Genomic DNA, 20,073 nt, shown 5'->3' with positions numbered 1-20,073 from the left:
GGGGGCACCGCCGCATTAACCCCGACACCAAGGCTGCTTGACGACCTACGGTCCTGGGATGTCTAGTCGGTACTTGCGAGGCGTGGCACCCACCCGACGACCGAACGCGGTGGCAAAGTGACTAGGAGTCGAAAAACCCACCGCCGACGAGATTTCCGTGATCGACAGTGAGGTTGTCAACAGCAGAGTCTTGGCCTGATCGATCCGGCGATCCAACAGGAATTGGTAGGGCGTCGTGTGGAAGGCCTGGCGGAATGCCTTGATGAATGTGCCCACCGGCATCGCGGCCAGCCGCGCCAGCGCGTCCAAATTGATCTCAGAATCCAAACTGTCATTGAGGTATTCGGTGATCATCGACTGGGTCCTGGCATCCAACGTGTCGCGCTCGGCCCGCTTGCGCGGACGATCGACTGTGAGGCTGTCGACAACCAGTAGTCGCAGCGTCTCCGCGGCCGACTCTGTGAGTAACCGCGCCACCGTGTCGTCGCGGCCCGAAACGCTCCCGATTTCTTCGACCAAGTGATGAATCAAGGGGTTTCGGTACCTGACTCGAGGGATCAGCACCGGATCGCCGATCGCGCGACCAGGTATGGCGATCTCGCAGTATCCCGCGGTGTCCCCTTGCATCAACACTGACGACGCGACGCCCGCAGGCCTCCACCAGATGTCGCCGGGACTGGGAGGAAGGCGGCCCGAGGGGCCCCAATCGAGCAGCATCTCCGCGGAGCGAATGGTTCCGTGCCGGTACACGTACAACCAGTGGTTGGCGTCGTCAGCGCCACACCAATCCGTGGGTGCGGATATCCGCTCGGTGGTGAAAGTGAAGGACAAGCCCCGGGCCGCGACGACGTCTTGCTTCAGGATTGTGCGCGGGGTCATGGGTCGATCGCCGTCCCACGGCTTCAACGCCATGCGCGGGATTGTATTCATCTCGATCTTCGGCTCAGGGCGATTTGGTCGCATTCAGGCCGAACGTGACCTAGCAAGCGCTTGGTTGCTATGCTGGGGCGATGGGGGACACTCCCGCCCAACCGGCGAGCAGACGCGACGAGCTGCTGGACCTTGCCGCGACGATGTTTGCCGAACGCGGACTGAAGGCGACGACGGTTCGCGATATCGCCGACTCCGCAGGAATCCTGTCAGGCAGTCTCTACCACCACTTCAAGTCCAAAGAACAGATGGTCGAGGAGGTCCTCCGGGATTTTCTCGACTGGCTGTTCGCCCGGTACCTGGAGATCCTCGACCAGGAGACCAGCCCGTTGGGTCGGCTCACCGGTCTGTTCATGGCCTCGTTCGAGGCGATCGAGCACCGGCATGCGCAGGTGGTCATCTACCAGGACGAGGCCAAGCGGCTTTCCGACATCCCGCAGTTCGGTTTCGTCGACGAGCGCAACCGGGAACAGCGCAAGATGTGGGTGGACATCCTGCAGCAGGGCATCGCCGACGGCTCGTTCCGTCAGGACATCGACGTCGACCTGGTGTACCGGTTCATTCGCGACACCACCTGGGTTTCGGTCCGCTGGTACCAGCCGGGCGGACCGCTTTCGGCCGAAGAGGTCGGCCGGCAATACCTCGCCATCGTCCTCGGCGGAATCACCGCGGAGAACGCGACTGTCAAAGGAGACAAGTAATGCCTGAGGCATACATCGTCGACGCGGTGCGTACGCCGGTCGGAAAGAAGAACGGGTCGCTGGCGCAGGTGCACCCGATCGACCTCGGCGTGCACGCGTTCCGCGCCATCTTCGACCGCAACGACGTCGACCCGGGTGCGGTTGACGACGTCATCGTCGGCTGCGTCGACGCCATCGGCGGGCAGGCCGGCAACATCGGCCGACTGACCTGGCTGGCCGCCGGATACCCCGAGGCCGTCCCCGGCGTCACCGTCGACCGGCAGTGCGGCTCCAGCCAGCAGGCCATCTCGTTCGGCGCCCAGGCCATCATGTCCGGCACGGCCGACCTGATCCTCGCCGGCGGCATGCAGAACATGAGCTGGATCCCGATCTCCTCGGCCATGGTGGTCGGCAAGGAGTTCGGATTCACCTCGCCCACAAACGAATCCAAGAGCTGGCTGCACCGCTACGGCGATCAGGAAATCTCGCAGTTCCGCGGCTCGGAGATTATCGCCGAGAAGTGGGACATCTCCCGCGAGGAGATGGAGGAGTTCGCCTACAACAGCCACCAGCGGGCGTTCGCCGCGATCCGGGCCGGGCACTTCGACAACGAGATCGTCCCGGTCGGTGACTTCGGTGTCGACGAGGGACCGCGCGAGTCGACGCTGGAGAAGCTGGCCTCGCTCAAACCGCTGGTCGAGGGTGGCCGGCTGACCGCCGCGCTGGCCAGCCAGATCTCCGACGGTGCGGCCGCGGTGCTGCTGGCATCGGAAGAGGCGATCAACAAGTACAACCTGAAGCCCCGCGCGCGCATCCACCACATCAGCGCCCGCGGCGACGACCCGGTGATGATGCTGACCGGCCCGATCCCGGCCACCCAGTACGCGCTGGAGAAAACCGGCCTGTCGATCGACGACATCGACACCGTCGAGATCAACGAGGCCTTCGCGCCGGTCGTGCTGGCCTGGCTCAAGGAGACCAAGGCCGATCCGGCGAAGGTCAACCCGAGCGGCGGCGCCATCGCGCTGGGCCACCCGCTGGGCGCCACCGGTGCCAAGCTGTTCACGACCATGCTCAACACCCTCGAGCGCACCGGTGGCCGCTACGGCCTGCAGACCATGTGCGAGGGCGGCGGCACCGCCAACGTCACGATCATCGAGCGCCTCTAGATTTCCCGCTGAACGAAGGCACCCCGAAACAACATTGTTTCGGGGTGCTTTTGTATCTGCCCACCAAGGGGTAGGTGTGGGGTCATGAGCACCGACGGTTCAACCTCCGACAACGAGAGTGCTCTGACCGTCGCCGTCGCGCTCGGTGCCAACGTGCTCATCGCGATTGCCAAGACGGTGGCTGCCGTCGTCACCGGAAGCGCCTCGATGCTGGCCGAGGCCGCCCACTCCTGGGCGGACACCGGCAACGAGGTGTTCCTGTTGATCGGAACCCGCAAGTCGATGAAGCCGGCCGATGCGCAACACCGGTTGGGCTACGGCCGGGCGAGCTACATCTGGTCGATGTTCGCGGCTTTCGGGCTGTTCACCGTAGGCTCGGTGGTGTCGATCTGGCACGGCGTCACCTCGCTCGGTGGGGAGGGGGAGGCGACGTCCTACGGATGGGCCTACGCGGTACTCGGGATCGCATTCGTGTTGGAGGGCACTTCGTTCGCTCAGGCGTTGCGCCAGACGAAAACCGGTGCGGTGCAGCGACGGATCCACCCGCTGCGGTATATCAGGGTCACGTCGAATCCGATGTTGCGCGCGGTGTTCGCCGAGGATCTGTCGGCATTGATCGGCCTCGCGATAGCGACGGCCGGCATCCTCGCGCACCAGCTCACCGGAAACGTGGTCTGGGATGCGATCGGCTCGATCCTGGTGGGAGTGCTGCTGGGGTGCGTCGCACTCTTCCTCATCGGGCGCAACATGGACTTCCTGACGGGGGAGGCGGCCACCCCGCTCGCCCGGAACAACGTGTTGCGGGCCCTGCTCGACCACGCCGACATCGAGCGGATCAGCTACCTGCACATGGAATGGGTTGGGGCGGCCCGGATCTACCTGGTGGCAGCCGTCGACCTGACCGGTGACGCGGCAGAATCCGATGTCGCCGCGCGGCTCAACGCGGTCGCCGACACCCTGCAGAGCCGGCCGGAGATCGTGCGCGCTGTCCTGACTCTCACGCGCCCGGGCGACACGACCGAGTTGCGGCCAGAACCACTCCCCGACTGGTACCTGTGAGTTAGCTCGGAGCCGTCGAAACGCGGCCAAACCGTGGACGCGGGCGTTTGCCTGCGCGCAGACTTTACCCATGACTGACCGGGGCACCGAGCAGCGCACAGATGCCGAGTGGCATGAGCAACCGGAGTTCCACCCCTACCATCACCCGGCGGCCGGATGGGGTGCGGCGAAGAGCGTCACCGAGTTCCTGATCCGCGAGCGTGAGCCGATCGACGGCCCCCGCGCGATCATGAAGATGAACCACGAGGACGGCGGGTTCGACTGTCCGGGCTGCGCCTGGCCCGACGACATCAAGGGCCTCAAACTCGACATCTGCGAGAACGGCATCAAACACGTCACGTGGGAGATGACCCATAAACGCTGCGGTCCGGATTTCTTCGCCCGGCACACCGTCTCCGAACTGGCGGCGTGGAGCGATTTCGCCCTCGAAGACCAGGGCCGGCTGACCGAACCGATGGTGTACAACTCCGAGACCGATCACTACGAACCGATCAGCTGGCGTGCCGCGTTCGACCTGGTGGGCAAGGCCCTGGCGGATCTGGACGACCCGAACCGAGCCGCGTTCTACACCTCGGGCCGGCTGGGCAACGAGGCCACGTTCCTGTACCAGCTGATGGCCCGCGAGCTCGGCACCAACAATCTCCCGGACTGTTCCAACATGTGCCACGAGGCCAGTGGCAGAGCCCTCACGGCGTCGCTCGGTACCGGCAAGGGCACCGTCGACCTGCAGGACTGGGAGACTGCGGACGCGTTGTTCATCATCGGTGTCAACGCCGCGTCCAATGCGCCACGCATGCTCACCGCGCTGGCCGAGGCCTATCGCCGGGGTGCGCAGGTCATCCACATCAACCCGCTGGTCGAGGCCGGCGCCACCAAGACCATCATCCCGCACGACTTTCTGCGGATGGCCACCTTCAAGTCCACCAGGACCAGCACGCTGAACCTGCAACCCCGGATCGGCGGGGACATGGCGCTCATCCGCGGAATCGCGAAAGCGGTTCTGGAACAAGCGGAAACCGATGCCAAGGCACTGGACGCGGAGTTCATCGCCCGCTACACCGCGGGGTTCGAGAACTACCGCGCAGTGTGCGACGCCACCTCATGGGACGAGATCGAATACAAGTCCGGTGTGCGCCAAGCCGATATCCGCAAGGCGGCCAAGATCTACAGCGACGCCGACCGCAGCATCATCAGCTGGTGCCTCGGCGTCACCCAGCACGAACACGGTGTGGACAGTGTGCGGGAGATCGTCAATTTGCTTCTGCTGCGCGGCAATCTGGGCCGCGAAGGCGCCGGCCCGTCCCCGGTGCGCGGACACAGCAACGTGCAGGGCAACCGCACCTGCGGGATCGACCACCGACCGAGTGCAGCCTTCCTCGACCGGCTCGCCGAGGTGTGCGGAATCGAGCCGCCGCGCGAGCATGGGATGGACACCGTGCGCACCATCGAGGCCATGCACCGCGACGAGGTCAAGGTGTTCGTCGGCATGGGCGGCAACTTCGCCAGTGCCGCCCCGGACACCACGTACACCTACGCGGGCCTGCAGAAATGCGATCTCACGGTGCAGGTCAGCACCAAACTCAACCGTAGTCATGTGATCCACGGTCGCCGGGCACTGATCCTGCCGTGCCTGGGCCGTACCGAAAAGGATCACCAGAAGGCCGGGGTGCAGTCCACCTCGGTCGAGGATTCGATGAGCATGGTGCATCTCTCGGTCGGGATGAAGAAACCCGCCTCACCGCACCTGATGTCGGAACCGGCGATCATCGCCGGGATCGCGCGGGCCGCGCTGCCCTCCAGCAGCACGCCGTGGAGCTGGTACGTAGAGGACTACGACCGGATCCGAGACACGATGGCCAAGGTGCTCAACGGTTTCGAGGATTTCAACCGCCGGGTGCGACTCCCACTGGGCTTCCGCATCAAGCAGCCCGCGCGGGAACTGATCTTCCTGACCCCGTCCGGTCGGGCCGAATTCTCGGCGGCCACACTGCCCGACGACAGCACCACGCCCGGCACCTTGATCCTGGCCACCGTGCGATCGCACGATCAGTGGAACACCACCATCTACTCCGACGACGACCGCTATCGCGGCGTCAAGAACCTGCGCACGCTGGTCTTCATGAATGAACAGGACATGGCCGACCGCGGGATCCACGAATTCGACGACGTCGACATCGTCGCCACCGCGCGCGACGGCAGCACCCGATCGTTGCGGCGCTACAAGGCCATCCCGTACAGCATTCCCCGTGGTAACGCGGCCGGGTACATGCCCGAGATGAATGTCCTGTGTGCCATCGGCGATTTCAGCACGCAGAGCAATCAGCCCATCATGAAGAATGTCAAGGTGACTGTGGAACGCTCCGCCTGATGCGCGCGTCCAGGTTGCTGTCGGCGCCCGGGCGGCTCGGCGGTTCGGTGATCATCGGAATCGGCGCTGGAACCCTCACCGGTGCGTTGACCGACACTCCGCTCGGCCTGCTGGTCGGGATCGCCTCAACAGGAGCAGTTTTCGTGCTCGCAGGCTGGATACTGCTGTGGCCCATGGACGCCGAGGCCACGCATCATCACGCACATCAGGAGGCCTTCAACCCGGTGGTCGAGGAACTCGTGATCGTGGCGGCCGCGGTCGGTGCCCTGGTCAGCATTGTCTTCATGCTCGTACACGGCGGTTCGCACAGCGATCCGACGGCGGCAACGGCCGCCCTGGCCGGCGTTTTCATGGCATGGGCCGGCATGCACCTGATGTACGCGGCGCGCTACGCGAAGCTCTACTACACGCCGGCGGTGGGCGGTATCGACTTCAACTCCGACGACCCACCGGCATTCCGGGACTTCTTCTACTTCAGCTACAACCTCGGGATGACATACCAGGTGTCTGACACCAGCGTCACCGACACCACGATTCGTGGCGTGGCGCTGCGGCATTGCCTTCTGTCGTATCTGTTCGGCACCGTCATCCTCGCGACGACGATCAACCTGGTCGTCGGAATCGTGTCCAGCTGAGGTTCACACCCAACGGCTGCGCGGGGGCGGTGCCTGTGGCGTCACCCAGGCCTTGGCGTAGCGGTTCTTCCCGGCCCGCTGCGGGTCGCGGCTGCGGTAGATCACAAACGGTCGGACCAGATAGCCGATCGGTGCGCTGAACATGTGCACCAACCGGGTGTAGGGCCACAACCCGAGCAGGGCAAGCACTATCAGCACATGCGCCTGGAACGTCCACGGCGTTTCCGCCATCAACTGCGGCGCCGGATGAAGCGTGAACAAGCTGCGGAACCACGGCGACACCGTCTCGCGGTAGTTGTACGTCGAGAACACGTTGGTCAGGGTGTTCAGCATCCCGGTCGCCAGCGCCCCGACCAGCAGCAGATACATCACCTTGTCGTTGAGGGTGGTCGCGGTACGCACCTCCGGGACGGTGACCCGGCGGTAGAGCAGGATCGCCACTCCGGCGACGACGGCCACCCCGGCCACCGACCCCATGCTCACCGACATCAGGTGGTAGACGTGCTCGGAGACACCGACCGCTGAAGTCCACGACTGCGGGATCAGCAGGCCGACAACGTGCCCGGCGAGCACGCCGAGGATGCCGAAGTGGAACAGCGGGCTGCCCAGTCGCAGCAGCCTGCTCTCGTAGATCTGCGAAGACCTGGTGGTCCAACCGAATTGGTCGGCCTTGTAACGCCAGATGTGCCCGAGTGCGAACGAGGTGAAGGCGATGTAGGGCAGGGTCATCCACAACACGTTGCTCATTGCAGTCTTTCTCTCTTCGCGCAAGCGCTCATCGGTGTGTTCTCCTCTTCGCGCAAGCGCTCATCGGCGCGCCCCGGGTCCACTCACATCCATCGTCATCGGGTCCATCGCAAACGGGTCCAGACCGACATCCTCATCGGGCGGTCCTTCGGCGGCGAGCTGCGCGATACGGCGGCGATCGGCGCTGTTCACCGGCGGCAGTGTGGAAAGGACGGCGGCCAGCAGGCCGGCGTAGTAGGACCCGTTGTCCTGCAAGGACAGCCGCAACAGTTCGAGTACCGGGACGTGTTCGGCCAGCAGCCGCTCACCTTGGATCTGATCGACCGTCGCGGCGAACTCGAGCACCATGGGCAGGTAGTCGGGGAGCTCGGAATTCTCCAGGTCACCGACCTCCAGGCCCGCCTGGCGGTAGGCGTGTTTGAACCGCAGCAGGGCCATGCCGCGTTTCCGGGTGTCGCCGTAGGCGTAGTAGGTCAGATGCAGGCTGCTGCGCCGCTGCATGTCGAACGTCTCGACATAGTTCGACGCCCGCCGCATCGGATCTGTTCCGTCGAACTGATGCAGGAACTCCGTCAGCGGCACCCGAGCCGGGTCCGGCAGTTCCGCTGCGGCAGTCGCAAGCTGGTCGACGAGATCGGCCGTCTCGGCCGTGGGGTAGTCGAGCAACAGTGCGGCGATGCGCCACACCAGTCGCTGCTGGCGCTCGGACAGGGCCGAACCTGTACCGGTTCTGCGGCCGAGGGTGAGTAGCTTCATGTGGTCGGCAACAACCCGTCTGTGCTCCGGCCGTCCCAGTTGAGCAGGTTGACCCGCGTTGGATCACCCTGTGGAACAGCATCATTGGTGTGGGTCAGGTGGAACTTGTCCACCATGGTGTCGTAAGCGGTCATTCCCGGACCACCGTCTCCGTCGAGGCTGCAACCGGTCGCCAGGGCGTCGAGGCGGTGGGCGTCCGACCCGGCGCCGGTCGGGATGACATAACGGTCCTGATACTTGGCGATGGCCAGCAGCCGGTACATCGCCTCGATCTCATCGCCGCTCAATCGCACCGAGTCCGGGATGGTCTCGTCGAACTCCTCGCCGAGATTGGCCGCCCGCATGTAGGCGCGCATGGCCGCCAGTCGTTGCAGGGAAGCCCGAACCGGGCCGACCTCGCCCGCGGTGAACAACTCCGCGAGGTACTCGACCGGGATGCGCAGCGTGTCGATGGCGCCGAACAGGTTGTTCTTGTTCTCGCCGTCGTGGCCCGTCTCCTTCAGGATGTCTACCACCGGCGACAGCGGCGGCACGTACCAGACCATCGGCATGGTCCGGTATTCCGGATGCAGGGGCAGCGCCACCTGATAGTCGACGATCAGCCGGTAAACAGGTGAGTTCTGCGCCGCTTCAATCCATTCGGGGGAGATACCGGCCCGCTCGGCTTCGGCCACCACCCGAGGGTCATGCGGATTGAGGAACACACCGAGCTGTGACGGGTAGAGGTCCTTGTCGTCGGTGACCGAAGCGGCCTCCAGCACCGCGTCCGCGTCGTAGAGCATCACGCCGATGTAGCGGAGTCGCCCCACACAGGTCTCCGAGCACACGGTGGGGATACCGACCTCGACGCGCGGATAGCAGAACGTGCACTTCTCGGCCTTGCCGGTCTTGTGGTTGAAGTAGATCTTCTTGTACGGACACCCGGTGACGCACTGGCGCCAGCCTCGGCACTTGTCCTGATCCACCAGCACGATGCCGTCTTCGGAGCGCTTGTAGATGGCGCCGGAGGGACACGCTGCAGCGCAGGCCGGGTTGAGGCAGTGCTCACAGATCCGCGGCAGGTAGAACATGAAGGTCTGCTCGAACTCGAGCTTGACCTTGTCGGATATCTCGGCGACCTTGGCCAGCAACGGGTCCCGGCCCACCTGTTCCGGACCGCCGCCCAGGTCGTCGTCCCAGTTGGCGCCCCAGGTGACCTTGGTGTCGCGTCCGGTGATCAGAGATTTGGGCCGCGCCACGGGCGTGGTGTCCATGGCCGGCGCCGACAGCAGGTTCTCGTAGTCGTATGTCCACGGGTCGTAGTAGTCGGACACCGTGGGCAGGTCCGGGTTGGCGAAGATGTTCAGCAACCGCTTGAACCGGGAGCCGGACTTCAGGGTGAGCTTGCCACGCTTGTTCAGCGTCCAGCCGCCCTTCCAGCGCTCCTGGTCCTGGTACTGGCGCGGATAGCCTTGTCCTGGGCGAGTTTCCACATTGTTGAACCAGACGTACTCGACACCGCTACGGTTCGTCCACGCCTGCTTGCAGGTGACGCTGCAGGTGTGGCAGCCGATGCACTTGTCGAGGTTCATCACCATCGCGAGCTGCGCCATGACTCTCATGTCAGTACTCCACATCCTGCGAGCGGCGACGAATCGTGGTGACCTCATCGCGTTGATTTCCGGTAGGCCCGTGGTAGTTCAGGGCGAAGGACTGCTGCGCGTACCCGCCGATCAGGTGGGTGGGTTTGATCATGATCCGGGTCAGCGCGTTGTGGATACCGCCTCGTTTGCCGTTCTTCTCGGTGCGCGGCACGTCGACGGCCTTGTCCTGAGCGTGGTACATGAACACCAGACCCTCTGGCATGCGGTGGCTGACGATGGCCCGCGCATTGACCACGCCGTTGCGGTTGGTGCACTCGATCCAGTCGTTGTCCTTGACCCCGATCTTGGCCGCGTCCACGTCCGACATCCAGATGCACTGACCGCCGCGGGACAGGGTCAGCATGTACAGGTTGTCCTGGTATGCAGAGTGAATCGACCACTTGGAGTGCGGGGTCAGGTAGCGCACCGTGATGCCGCCGCTCGTATCGCCCACCTTGGGTTCGTTGAAGAGCGCCGTCATGTCCAGCGGCGGCCGGAACGTGGGCAGTTGCTCGCCGAGCTCACTCATCCAGTCGTGGTCCAGATAGAAGTGCTGCCGGCCGGTCAGCGTGTGCCATGGCTTGAGCCGTTCGGTGTTGATGGTGAAGGGGGAGTAGCGTCGCCCGCCGGTCTCCGAGCCGGACCATTCCGGCGAGGTGTTGACGGGCACCGGCCGGGCCTGGGTGTCCGCGAACGTGATCCGCTTGCCCTCGCTCTCCTTGGCCAGGTCCACCAGTTCGGTTCCCGTGCGGCGTTCCAGCGCCTCGAAACCCTCGACCGCCAGGCGTCCGTTCGTGGTGCCCGACAGCGCCAGGATGGCCTCGGCGGCGTGGGTGTCCTTGGCCAACGACGGGCGTCCGATCGCGACACCGCTGACCACCGCGCCGTTGACACCGCGCAGGTACTCGACCTCGGCGTCGGGGTGGGTGGTCACTCCCTTGGTGGTGAGGCCGACGGTTTCCACCATCGGCCCCAGGGCCGCCATCTTCTCGGCGATGGCCGGGTAGTCGCGGTCCACCATGACCAGCCGGGGCATGGTCCTACCGGGAATCGGTTCGCACTCACCGGCTTTCCAGTCCAGCACGCGACCGCCGGGCTGCGCGGTGGCGTCCGCGCTGTCGTGCTGCAACGGCATGGCCACGATGTCCTTGCGCTTGCCGAGGTGCTTCTCGGCCAGCCAGGAGAAGCCGCGGGCGATGCGGTGGAACGCATCGAAATCGGTCTTGGTCTCCCACGGCGGTGAGATGGCCGGCGAGAACGCGTGGACGAACGGGTGCATGTCGGTACTGGACAGGTCGTGCTTCTCGTACCAGGTGGCGGCGGGCAGCACGATGTCGGAGAACAGCGTCGTACTGGTATTGCGGAAATCGAGGGACAGCAGCAGATCCAGCTTGCCCACCGGCGCCTCGTCGCGCCAGCGCACCTCTTGCGGGCGGATACCGTCCTCGTCGCGCGCGGCGACCGCGGAGTCGGTCCCGAGCAGGTGCTTGAGGAAGTACTCGTTGCCCTTGGCCGACGACCCCAGCAGATTCGACCGCCACACCGTCAGGCAGCGCGGGAAGTTCTCCGGGGCGTCGGGATCTTCACAGGCGAACTGCAGATGACCCGACTTCAGTCCGTCCACAACGTATTCCGCCGCATCCTTGCCCATCCGGGTGGCCTCGTCGGCGAGATCCAGCGGGTTGCGGCTGAAGGTCGGGTAGCTCGGCATCCAGCCGAGGCGGCTGGCCAGGGCGATACTGTCCGCCACCGTGCGGCCCGCGAACTGGCCTTTGGCCAGCGGCGAGGCCATCACCTCCGAGGTGAACGGGTCATACCGCCACTGGTCGGTCGCCAGATACCAGAACACGGTGCCCTGCATCTGACGGGCCGGACGCTGCCAGTCTGCGCCGAAAGCCAGTGTGGACCAACCGGTGACCGGCCGACACTTCTCCTGGCCGACGTAATGTGCCCAGCCGCCGCCGTTGACCCCCTGGCAGCCGGTGAGCATGACCAGCGTGAGAAACGACCGGTAGATCTGGTCGGAATGGAACCAGTGGTTGGTGCCCGCGCCCATCAGGATCATCGAGCGGCCCTTGGAACGTTCGGCGTTGTCGGCGAATTCGCGGGCGATACGCTCGGCGGCCTGGGCGGGAACGCCGGTGATCTCTTCCTGCCACGCGGGGGTGTAGGGCTCGGAGGCGTCGTCGTAGCCCGACGGCCACTGCCCGTCAAGGCCGTCGCGGGCCACCCCGTACTGCGCCAGCATCAGGTCGAAGACTGTCGTCACGCGCTGTCCGGCAACGGTTCTCGTGGGAACGCCGCGTTCCAGGACTCCGGGCTTGTCGCAGTCGAACCGGGGCAGGGCCACGGTAACTGTGTCGTCATGGTTGCCGAGCAGCGTCAGCATCGGGTGGACACCCTGGAGGTCGAGGTTCCAGTGGCCCTCGCCGGACGCGGTGAACCGGTGCCCGAGCGAGCCGTTGGGCACCACGGGCCGCCCGGCCTGGTCCAGGAGGACGGTTTTGGATTCGGCGGCTTCGGTGTCCGCATACTCGCCGCCGAGATCGGCTGCGGTGAGGAACTTTCCGGGGAGCACCCGTCCGTCGCGCTCGGTGAGAGTGACCAGGAACGGCAGGTCGGTGTACTTCTTGACGTAGTCGGTGAAGTAGGGCGTCTGCCTCTCGACGAAGAACTCCTTGAGGATGACGTGACCCATCGCCATGGCGAGTGCCGCATCGGTACCGGGGCGGGCGGGTAGCCATTCGTCGGCGAACTTGGTGTTGTCGGCGTAGTCCGGAGACACCACGACCACTTTTTGGCCCCGGTACCGGGCCTCGGTCATGTAGTGCGCGTCAGGAGTTCGGGTGACGGGGACGTTGGAGCCCCACATGATCAGGTAGCCCGCGTCGAACCAGTCCGCCGATTCGGGCACGTCGGTCTGGTCCCCGAACACCTGCGGCGAGGCCACCGGCAGGTCGGCGTACCAGTCATAGAACGACAGCATCGACCCGCCGAGCAGCGAGATGAACCGGGCACCGACCGCGTGGCTCACCATCGACATCGCCGGGATCGGCGAGAACCCGGCCACGCGGTCGGGTCCGTACTTCTTGACGGTGTGGACGTGGGCCGCGGCGGCGATCTCGGCGGCCTCCCACCACTCGGCGCGGACGAATCCACCCTTGCCGCGGGCGGTCTTGTACCGCTTCGACTTTTCCGGATCCTCGACGATGTCGGCCCAAGCCAGCACGGGGTCCTTCAGGCGCTCCTTGGCCTCCCGGTAGTACTCCAGCAGCACGCCGCGAACGTACGGATAGCGAACGCGCGCAGGCGAATACGTGTACCACGAGAACGACGCACCGCGCGGGCATCCCCGCGGCTCGTACTCGGGCTTGTCGGCGCCCACCGACGGGTAGTCGGTCTGCTGTGACTCCCACGTGATCACGCCGTCCTTGACGTAGATCTTCCACGAGCAGGATCCGGTGCAGTTGACGCCGTGGGTCGACCGCACCACTTTGTCGTGCGCCCAACGGTCCCGGTAGAAGTCGTCAGCCGAGCGGCCGCCGACCTTGTGCAGGGTTCGCTGATCGTCGGAAATCTCGCCGCGGTGAAAGTACTTGCCCAGTCGCAGCAAAGCATCACCGGGTGGTGTGCCGCCTGCACGTGAATCGACCACGAAACCTCCCTGGACGCTGTTGATTCATGAGCGTAGGAGGGTTGCGGAGGCCGTCAAAAGAACGCACCGAGGGGTCGCCGGCGCTGTGAAACCGCGTTAACGCGCAAGTTATTTCACGGGAACGCGGTAGTCATATCAGCAGCCGGCGATGATGTCTTGAACTGCGCTTTCACCTGCGGTGATCGGCGGATCGGCGGCCAAAGTACGGCATGTTGGCGCATTGGACGACGGCGGTTCACACCGCCTGCCGGGCCCGATGATTTATCACCGCGGTAACAATCCGTCGGGGCCCATTCGGTTCCTGCGCGGCGGACAGTGTTGGGGCGGCTCAACCCGGCTTCGTCCAGCAGATCGTGTGCCGGAAGGCCAGCCGACGACGCATCGTCGCGCCGGGCATGACCCGCACGACGATTGATCGAAGTTCATCGAAGCTGAGCTCGGGATCCCGGACCGGGAACGTCGGGGGTTGGGTACCCCCGGGCACCGGCCGCGGATGTTTGACCAGTCCGATGAGCGGGTTCGTCACCGCGGACGCCAGATCCCATGCCGTGTCACGAATCGAGACCGGGGCGGCCAATCCGACAACCAGGAACCGCCCGCCGGGGGCGAGCAAGCGTTTGATCTGCGTCAGCGCCTGCTCGATGTCGAGGTGGTGCAGCACCGCCACCATGGTGACCAGATCGACCGGCCCGTCGAGCTGGTCCAGTTGGCTGTCGTCGATCGTGACGTTGCTCAGCGCGGCACAACGACGGGCCGCTTCGGCACGCATCCCCGCGTCGCGATCCGTACCGCGAACGTGGGTGAATCGATCGGCCAGTTGAGCAACCAGGCCGCCCTGTCCGCACCCGACATCGATCGCCATGTCGCGATGTCGGGGCAGGTTCGACAGGATCCAACCGTGGAAATGGTCGTTGTGACTCCACGGGTGCCTGCTGTTGAAGGCGTGTAGTGCTTCGGCGGCGTGCCTCACCAGCGGGTGCTCGACGCGACGGATGTCCATTCATCCACTGTGCCCCGCGCTCTCCCGTGAGCAGTCCCCCGCAAGCGGGAGGGGCCCCCACCAAAACTGCCCCTTCTCGTGCGAGAAAGGGCAGTTTTGTGTGTGCTCGGCAGGTGAGTTACTGGATGTAGCCCGACGCGGACTGCAGGTGCGCGACGGCGTCGTCCACGATCTTCTCGACCAGCTCGGCGCACGACGGCAGGTCGTTGATGATGCCCGCCACCTGTCCCGAGGCCAGCACACCGGCGCCGGTATTGCCCTCCACCAGGCCGGCTTTGAGCAGCATCGGAGTGTTCGCCGCCATCACGACCTGCGACCAGGTGAGTTCCTTGCCGTGCCGCATGGCCAGGCCGTCCTTCACCATCGACAGCCACGTCATCCCGGAGAGCTTCTTGAACTTCTGGGCGTTACCGATCGCAGCGGCGAAACCGCGTGCTCGCGAACCGCTCTCCAGCTTCTCGACCAGGCCCGTGCGTAGCACCCGGTGCGGCATGCCGTCCACACGGGTGGACACCACGGTGCCATCCAGCGCGGCCTGCAGGTAACGCTCCTTGACGGCGTCGGGAACAGTGGAATCCGAGGTCAACAGGAACCGGGTACCCATCGCCACTCCGGCCGCACCATAGGACAGCGCGGCAGCCAGGCCGCGGCCGTCGAAGAAACCGCCGGCCGCGATGACCGGCATACCGGTGTCCTTGACCGCATCGAGCACCGAGGGCAGCAGCAGCGTCGTCGCGACGGGACCGGTGTGGCCACCGCCCTCCCCGCCCTGCACGATCACCGCGTCGGCCCCCCAACCGGCCACCTTCTTGGCGTGCTTGGCCGCACCGACCGATGGGATCACCACGACGCCGGCGTCTTTCAGCTTGGCGATCAGCTCGGGCTTCGGAGCTAGAGCGAAGGAGGCGACTTTGACTCCTTCGCGGATCAGGAGGTCGACGCGCGCACCGGCATCGCCCGCGTCGGCCCGCATGTTGATGCCGAAGGGTTTGTCGGTGGCGGCCTTGACCTTGGTGACGGCGGTCTGGAGCTCTTCGAGCGTCATCGTCGCTGACGCCAGGATGCCCAGCCCGCCGGCATTGGAGGTTGCGGCGACCAGTCGTGCACCGGCCACCCAGCCCATTCCTGTCTGCACGACGGGATGCTCGATGCCGACCAGTTCGGTCAGCGGAGTCTTGAGCTTGCCCATTCTTTAGACCTTGACCTCTTTGTCGCGCAACGACTTCGGATCGATGACCTCGCGCAGGAGCTTGAGCTCATCCTCGGTGGCCAGCCGGGTGGTCTCGGCCTCCTGGAGGCCGTGCACCTCGAAGGAGGTGTTGTCGGCCACCTGCTGGGCATCGACCCCGGGGTGCAGCGACACCGCGCGCATCTGATGGTCGGGGCCGTTGAAGTCGAACACGCCCAGGTTGGACACCACGCGGTAGATGTTGGCGAACCGGTACGCGGGGTTCTCCGGATCGATCTTGTCCCAGCCGATTCCGGAGACGATGTCCACCGAGTCGCAGAACACGCGCTTGGAGTGGTTGCCGACGAAGTAGCTCGTGGCGTGGTTGATGCTGTTGCCGGGTGCGCCTCGGACTCCGAACATCTGCCGGGTCGGATGCTGGATCGGGCCGAACGCCGACAGGTTCTGGTTGCCGTAGCGGTCGATCTGGTTGGCACCCATCACCACGTGGCGCTTGCCCCAGGCCAGGGTCTCGAAGACCCGGTTGAACGGCATCCAGCCTTCGACGGCGAAGGGGGCGCCGATCGCCGGGGTATCGGCCAGGATCCGGGCCTCTCCGTCGGTGAGCACGATGTCGGGGGAGAAGGTCAGCCGGGCCAACCTGGCGCCGATCTGGACGACGGTGGTCATCGGGCTGGCCATGATCTCGCCGGCGTCGCGGAACAGCTCGGCGCAGGCGACGGCGCACACCTCGGCACGGGTCACGGCAATCACTTGCTGGCCTCCTGATCTTCCTTGAACTTCCGAACGGCAGCCTGGTAATCGGCCTCGCTACCGGACAGGTACGTCTTGACGAACTCGGCCCAGGTCTCGTCGGAGCCTGCAGCCTCTGCGTAATGGCGCTGGAACTTCTCGTCGCGCCGGTAATCGGGTTCGTTGGTGGTGAAGTGGGCGCCGCCCGGTGCCTCCACCACGGAATCGACCATCATCCGGTTGATCAGCAGGGCCTGCGTCGGAACAGCCTTGACCAGTTCCTCGGTGGACACCACGCGCTCGACCGACAGGAAGCGGCGCTGGGCCGACATGAGGAAGAGATCGTCGAAGTACGGGTCGATGCCGGTGTAGGCCGCATTGCCCTGGGCATCACCGAGATTCATGTGCACGAAGGCCGCGTCGAGGTTCAGCGCGGGCATCGCGATCAGTTCCTCGTAGGCGCCGTCGGTCTCATACGGCGACTTCACGGTCTTGAGCTCGTCACCCCAGAAGGTGCGGACGTCGCTGCCGAGTCCGGCGCGAATCGGCAGGAACGGCAGCCGCTGGGCGGCAGCCTGCAGGCCGCAGCGCAGCATGCCCTCGTCCATCTCGCGGGCCTCGATCGTGCCGGTGGTGCGGGCCTTGGCGAACCACGGGTCGTAGAACGGCGGCGAGTCCAGCGACACGAAGCCGTAGTAGACGCGCTTGACCTTGCCGGCCGAGCACAGCAGGCCCAGATCCGGTCCGCCGTAGGTGACGACGGTCAGGTCCTTGACGTCGGTGCGCAGCAGGGCGCGGACGAAGGCCATCGGCTTGCGCCGGGATCCCCAGCCGCCGATGCCGATGGTCATCCCGCTTTCGATCGAAGCGACCGCCTCGTCGAGAGTTGTTCGCTTATCGCTCATTTCGACCCCTTGTCAGTTCCGGCGAAGGCGTCACGGTGCTCGTCGGACACACCGGACAGGTTGAGTTCGAAGGTGAAGCCCTGCTCCATCCGGTAGCGCGCGTTCACGGGCTGCACGTCGATGAAGTTCAGAGCTTCCTTGGCCGCCCGGATCACCCGGGTGTCCTTGCTGGCGATGTCGCGGGCGACGCGCAGGGCTGCTTCGTCGAGTTCCTCGCGGGGCACGACCTCGTGGACGGAACCGAAGTGGTGCAGCGTCTCGGCGGGGACCGTGGCGGCGGTGAAGAACAGCCGGCGCATCAGGTGCTGCGGGACCAGGCGGGACAGATGAGTGGCGGCACCGAGCGCGCCGCGCTCCACCTCGGGGAGGCCGAACTTGGCGTCGTCGGAGGCCACGATCACGTCGGCGTTGCCGACCAGGCCGATTCCGCCGCCCACACAGAATCCGTTGACCGCCGCGACGACGGGGACCTCGCACTCGTACACGGACTTGAACGCGTGGTAGCAGCCGCGGTTGGCGTCGATGAGCGCGGTGAAGCCCTCGGTGTTCTGCATTTCCTTGATGTCCACGCCGGCGTTGAAGCCACGGCCCTCGGCCCGCAGGATCACCACGTGGGTGCTGCGGTCGCGGCCCGCCGCGGTGATCGCGTCGCCGAGTTCGAACCAGCCGGCCGAGGGGACGGCGTTGACGGGCGGGTAGTTGACGGTGACCGAGACGATGCCCGGCTCGACTGTCTTGGTGGTGATCGTCATCAATCCACTTCCTAGAGGGGTCGCTACCTAAGCAAGCACTTGCTTGGTACGCTAGCACAGTGACCGATACGCCAGAAGCTGGTGCCATCAATTTGGGTTTGACCGGCAAGGTGGTCCTGGTGACCGGCGGAGTGCGAGGGGTTGGCGCTGGAATCAGCGCGGTTTTTGCCGGTCAGGGCGCCACTGTGGTGACCTGCGCACGCCGCCCGGTCGAGGGACTGCCCTACGAATTCCACAGCTGCGACATCCGGGATGACGACTCGGTGAAGTCGCTCATCGACGCGATCGTCGAGAAGCACGGTCGTTTGGATGCCGTCGTCAACAACGCCGGTGGCTCGCCCTACGTGCTGGCCGCCGATGCGTCGGCGAAGTTCAGCACCAAGATCATCGAGCTCAACCTGATCGGCGCGCTCTCGGTGTCCACCCATGCCAACGCTGTGATGCAGAAGCAGGACTCGGGCGGCACCATCGTCAACATCTCCAGCGTCAGCGGCCACCGGCCCACCCCGGGGACGGCCGCGTACGGAGCGGCAAAAGCCGGCATCGACAACCTCACCTCCACGTTGGCCGTCGAGTGGGCGCCCAAGGTCCGGATGAACTCGGTGGTGGTCGGGATGGTCGAGACCGAGCAGTCCGAATTGTTCTATGGCGACGCCGATTCGATCGCTGCCATTTCGCGGAATGTGCCACTGGGGCGTCTCGCCAAGCCGGCCGATATCGGCTGGGCCGCCGCATTTTTGTCGTCCGCGGCCGCCTCTTACATCAGCGGTGCGTCGTTGGAGGTGCACGGTGGTGGCGAGCCACCGCACTACCTTTCCACCACGACCGCCGACATCAAGTAACTCGAAAAAGGAGACATGACAATGGGATTGCTCGACGGCCGCGTGGTCATCGTGACGGGCGCCGGTGGCGGTATCGGGCGTGAGCACGCGCTCGCGTTCGCCGCAGAAGGTGCCCGTGTCGTGGTCAACGACATCGGGGTCGGCCTGGATGGTTCGCCGGCCGGCGGCGGCAGCGCCGCGCAGAACGTGGTCGACGAGATCGTCGCCGCCGGAGGCGAAGCCGTTGCCAACGGCTCCAACGTCGCCGACTGGGGCCAGGCCGAGGCCTTGATCCAGCAGGCTGTCGACACCTACGGCACGCTCGACGTCCTGGTGAACAACGCCGGCATCGTGCGCGACCGGATGTTCGCCAACGCCACCGAGGAAGAGTTCGACGCCGTGACCGCCGTGCACCTCAAGGGGCACTTCGCCACCATGAAGCACGCCGCCGCGTACTGGCGGGCCAAGTCCAAGGCGGGCGAGACCGTTGACGCGCGCATCATCAACACCAGTTCCGGTGCCGGTCTGCAGGGCAGCGTCGGGCAGGCCACCTACAGCGCGTCCAAGGCCGGCATCGCCGCGCTGACGTTGGTTGCCGCAGCCGAGATGGGCCGCTATGGCGTCACCGCGAACGCCATTGCGCCTTCGGCCCGGACTCGGATGACCGAGACCGTGTTCGCCGACATGATGGCCACCCAGGACGACGCGTTCGATGCCATGGCTGCGGAGAACATCTCGCCGCTGGTGGTGTGGCTGGGCAGCGTCGAGTCGAAGGACGTCACCGGCAAGGTGTTCGAGATCGAGGGCGGCAAGGTCCGCGTCGCCGAGGGCTGGGCTCACGGACCGCAGATCGACAAGGGCGCGAAGTGGGATCCGGCCGAGCTGGGCCCCGTCGTCAACGACCTGCTGGCCAAGGCTCGTCCCGCGGTTCCCGTTTACGGCGCGTAGTTCTCTCGCCGAACAGCCACAAAGCTGCCCCAAATCTGAAGTGGTCCCCGAAAGTTGGACACTGACGTTTGGAGCTTAAGCGGCAAGGGCCTGGGCTCGGTATTG

General features: G+C 65.4%; 17 protein-coding genes. 7 read left to right on the top strand and 10 right to left on the bottom strand.

Features of this window, described 5'->3' with window-relative positions; genetic code table 11:
- Nucleotides 1–45: 45 nt before the first annotated feature.
- Nucleotides 46–912, bottom strand: a complete 867-nt coding sequence (locus tag AC4ELH_RS28670) for a helix-turn-helix transcriptional regulator (RefSeq protein ID WP_498888194.1) — start codon at nt 910–912, stop codon at nt 46–48.
- A gap of 98 nt (nt 913–1,010) precedes the next feature.
- Here AC4ELH_RS28670 and AC4ELH_RS28665 point away from each other — a divergent pair, with 98 nt between their 5' ends.
- The 5 genes from AC4ELH_RS28665 to AC4ELH_RS28645 all read left to right on the top strand — a co-directional run bounded on the left by AC4ELH_RS28665 (nt 1,011) and on the right by AC4ELH_RS28645 (nt 6,841).
- Nucleotides 1,011–1,631 carry a TetR/AcrR family transcriptional regulator gene (locus AC4ELH_RS28665; RefSeq protein WP_498888192.1) on the top strand — a complete coding sequence of 207 codons (621 nt, stop codon included), beginning with the start codon at nt 1,011–1,013 and terminating at the stop codon, nt 1,629–1,631.
- Nucleotides 1,631–2,779: a steroid 3-ketoacyl-CoA thiolase FadA6 gene (gene fadA6, locus AC4ELH_RS28660; protein WP_498888190.1), complete on the top strand. Its 1,149-nt coding sequence runs from the start codon at nt 1,631–1,633 to the stop codon at nt 2,777–2,779. Before AC4ELH_RS28665 ends, fadA6 begins: the two co-directional genes overlap by 1 nt.
- An 84-nt stretch (nt 2,780–2,863) precedes the next feature.
- On the top strand, nt 2,864–3,838 hold the full coding sequence (locus AC4ELH_RS28655) for a cation diffusion facilitator family transporter (RefSeq protein WP_498888188.1): 975 nt from the start codon (nt 2,864–2,866) through the stop codon (nt 3,836–3,838).
- A 70-nt stretch (nt 3,839–3,908) separates the two neighbouring features.
- Complete coding sequence (locus AC4ELH_RS28650; RefSeq protein ID WP_498888186.1) at nt 3,909–6,206, top strand: FdhF/YdeP family oxidoreductase; 2,298 nt, start codon at nt 3,909–3,911, stop codon at nt 6,204–6,206.
- Complete coding sequence (locus AC4ELH_RS28645) at nt 6,206–6,841, top strand: DUF1345 domain-containing protein (protein ID WP_055117862.1); 636 nt, start codon at nt 6,206–6,208, stop codon at nt 6,839–6,841. The genes AC4ELH_RS28650 and AC4ELH_RS28645 overlap by 1 nt, the downstream gene beginning before the upstream one ends.
- Nucleotides 6,842–6,844: 3 nt before the next feature.
- Here AC4ELH_RS28645 and narI read toward each other — a convergent pair whose 3' ends face one another.
- The 9 genes from narI to echA20 all read right to left on the bottom strand — a co-directional run bounded on the left by narI (nt 6,845) and on the right by echA20 (nt 18,199).
- Entirely contained in the window at nt 6,845–7,588 is a 744-nt protein-coding gene (gene narI / locus AC4ELH_RS28640; RefSeq protein WP_064883731.1) for a respiratory nitrate reductase subunit gamma, read from the bottom strand.
- Nucleotides 7,589–7,648: 60 nt separating this feature from the next.
- Nucleotides 7,649–8,344: a nitrate reductase molybdenum cofactor assembly chaperone gene (gene narJ / locus AC4ELH_RS28635; RefSeq protein ID WP_064958060.1), complete on the bottom strand. Its 696-nt coding sequence runs from the start codon at nt 8,342–8,344 to the stop codon at nt 7,649–7,651.
- Nucleotides 8,341–9,945, bottom strand: a complete 1,605-nt coding sequence (gene narH / locus AC4ELH_RS28630; RefSeq protein ID WP_064883727.1) for a nitrate reductase subunit beta — start codon at nt 9,943–9,945, stop codon at nt 8,341–8,343. The genes narJ and narH overlap by 4 nt, the downstream gene beginning before the upstream one ends.
- Before the next feature lies 1 nt (nt 9,946).
- Nucleotides 9,947–13,621: a nitrate reductase subunit alpha gene (locus AC4ELH_RS28625; protein WP_498888183.1), complete on the bottom strand. Its 3,675-nt coding sequence runs from the start codon at nt 13,619–13,621 to the stop codon at nt 9,947–9,949.
- A 328-nt stretch (nt 13,622–13,949) separates the two neighbouring features.
- Nucleotides 13,950–14,621, bottom strand: coding sequence for a class I SAM-dependent methyltransferase (locus AC4ELH_RS28620; protein ID WP_498888181.1), 672 nt, complete (start codon nt 14,619–14,621; stop codon nt 13,950–13,952).
- A gap of 118 nt (nt 14,622–14,739) precedes the next feature.
- On the bottom strand, nt 14,740–15,810 hold the full coding sequence (gene ipdC, locus AC4ELH_RS28615; RefSeq protein ID WP_064958057.1) for a (3aS,4S,5R,7aS)-5-hydroxy-7a-methyl-1-oxo-octahydro-1H-indene-4-carboxyl-CoA dehydrogenase: 1,071 nt from the start codon (nt 15,808–15,810) through the stop codon (nt 14,740–14,742).
- A gap of 3 nt (nt 15,811–15,813) precedes the next feature.
- Nucleotides 15,814–16,563: a cholesterol ring-cleaving hydrolase subunit IpdB gene (gene ipdB / locus AC4ELH_RS28610; RefSeq protein ID WP_498888179.1), complete on the bottom strand. Its 750-nt coding sequence runs from the start codon at nt 16,561–16,563 to the stop codon at nt 15,814–15,816.
- Nucleotides 16,560–17,447: a cholesterol ring-cleaving hydrolase subunit IpdA gene (gene ipdA / locus AC4ELH_RS28605; RefSeq protein ID WP_448445612.1), complete on the bottom strand. Its 888-nt coding sequence runs from the start codon at nt 17,445–17,447 to the stop codon at nt 16,560–16,562. The genes ipdB and ipdA overlap by 4 nt, the downstream gene beginning before the upstream one ends.
- Nucleotides 17,444–18,199, bottom strand: a complete 756-nt coding sequence (echA20, locus tag AC4ELH_RS28600) for a (7aS)-7a-methyl-1,5-dioxo-2,3,5,6,7,7a-hexahydro-1H-indene-carboxyl-CoA hydrolase (protein WP_448445614.1) — start codon at nt 18,197–18,199, stop codon at nt 17,444–17,446. Before echA20 ends, ipdA begins: the two co-directional genes overlap by 4 nt.
- 59 nt (nt 18,200–18,258) lie before the next feature.
- Between echA20 and AC4ELH_RS28595 the strand changes: the two genes are divergently transcribed.
- Complete coding sequence (locus AC4ELH_RS28595) at nt 18,259–19,041, top strand: SDR family oxidoreductase (RefSeq protein ID WP_064883715.1); 783 nt, start codon at nt 18,259–18,261, stop codon at nt 19,039–19,041.
- Nucleotides 19,042–19,062: 21 nt separating this feature from the next.
- Nucleotides 19,063–19,968, top strand: a complete 906-nt coding sequence (locus AC4ELH_RS28590) for an SDR family oxidoreductase (RefSeq protein WP_064958052.1) — start codon at nt 19,063–19,065, stop codon at nt 19,966–19,968.
- Nucleotides 19,969–20,073: the final 105 nt, after the last annotated feature.

It is taken from the genome of Mycobacterium shunyiense, assembly GCF_058270075.1.
This window is presented reverse-complemented; position numbering and strand designations above follow the sequence as displayed.

Excerpts from the sequence above, each read along its gene's own strand:
- AC4ELH_RS28670 (WP_498888194.1), bottom strand. The coding sequence starts at position 912 with ATGGCGTTGAAGCCGTGGGACGGCGATCGACCCATGACCCCGCGCACA.
- AC4ELH_RS28665 (WP_498888192.1), top strand. The coding sequence starts at position 1,011 with ATGGGGGACACTCCCGCCCAACCGGCGAGCAGACGCGACGAGCTGCTG.
- fadA6 (WP_498888190.1), top strand. The coding sequence starts at position 1,631 with ATGCCTGAGGCATACATCGTCGACGCGGTGCGTACGCCGGTCGGAAAG.
- AC4ELH_RS28655 (WP_498888188.1), top strand. The coding sequence starts at position 2,864 with ATGAGCACCGACGGTTCAACCTCCGACAACGAGAGTGCTCTGACCGTC.
- AC4ELH_RS28650 (WP_498888186.1), top strand. The coding sequence starts at position 3,909 with ATGACTGACCGGGGCACCGAGCAGCGCACAGATGCCGAGTGGCATGAG.
- AC4ELH_RS28645 (WP_055117862.1), top strand. The coding sequence starts at position 6,206 with ATGCGCGCGTCCAGGTTGCTGTCGGCGCCCGGGCGGCTCGGCGGTTCG.
- narI (WP_064883731.1), bottom strand. The coding sequence starts at position 7,588 with ATGAGCAACGTGTTGTGGATGACCCTGCCCTACATCGCCTTCACCTCG.
- narJ (WP_064958060.1), bottom strand. The coding sequence starts at position 8,344 with ATGAAGCTACTCACCCTCGGCCGCAGAACCGGTACAGGTTCGGCCCTG.
- narH (WP_064883727.1), bottom strand. The coding sequence starts at position 9,945 with ATGAGAGTCATGGCGCAGCTCGCGATGGTGATGAACCTCGACAAGTGC.
- AC4ELH_RS28620 (WP_498888181.1), bottom strand. The coding sequence starts at position 14,621 with ATGGACATCCGTCGCGTCGAGCACCCGCTGGTGAGGCACGCCGCCGAA.
- ipdC (WP_064958057.1), bottom strand. The coding sequence starts at position 15,810 with ATGGGCAAGCTCAAGACTCCGCTGACCGAACTGGTCGGCATCGAGCAT.
- ipdA (WP_448445612.1), bottom strand. The coding sequence starts at position 17,447 with ATGAGCGATAAGCGAACAACTCTCGACGAGGCGGTCGCTTCGATCGAA.
- echA20 (WP_448445614.1), bottom strand. The coding sequence starts at position 18,199 with ATGACGATCACCACCAAGACAGTCGAGCCGGGCATCGTCTCGGTCACC.
- AC4ELH_RS28590 (WP_064958052.1), top strand. The coding sequence starts at position 19,063 with ATGGGATTGCTCGACGGCCGCGTGGTCATCGTGACGGGCGCCGGTGGC.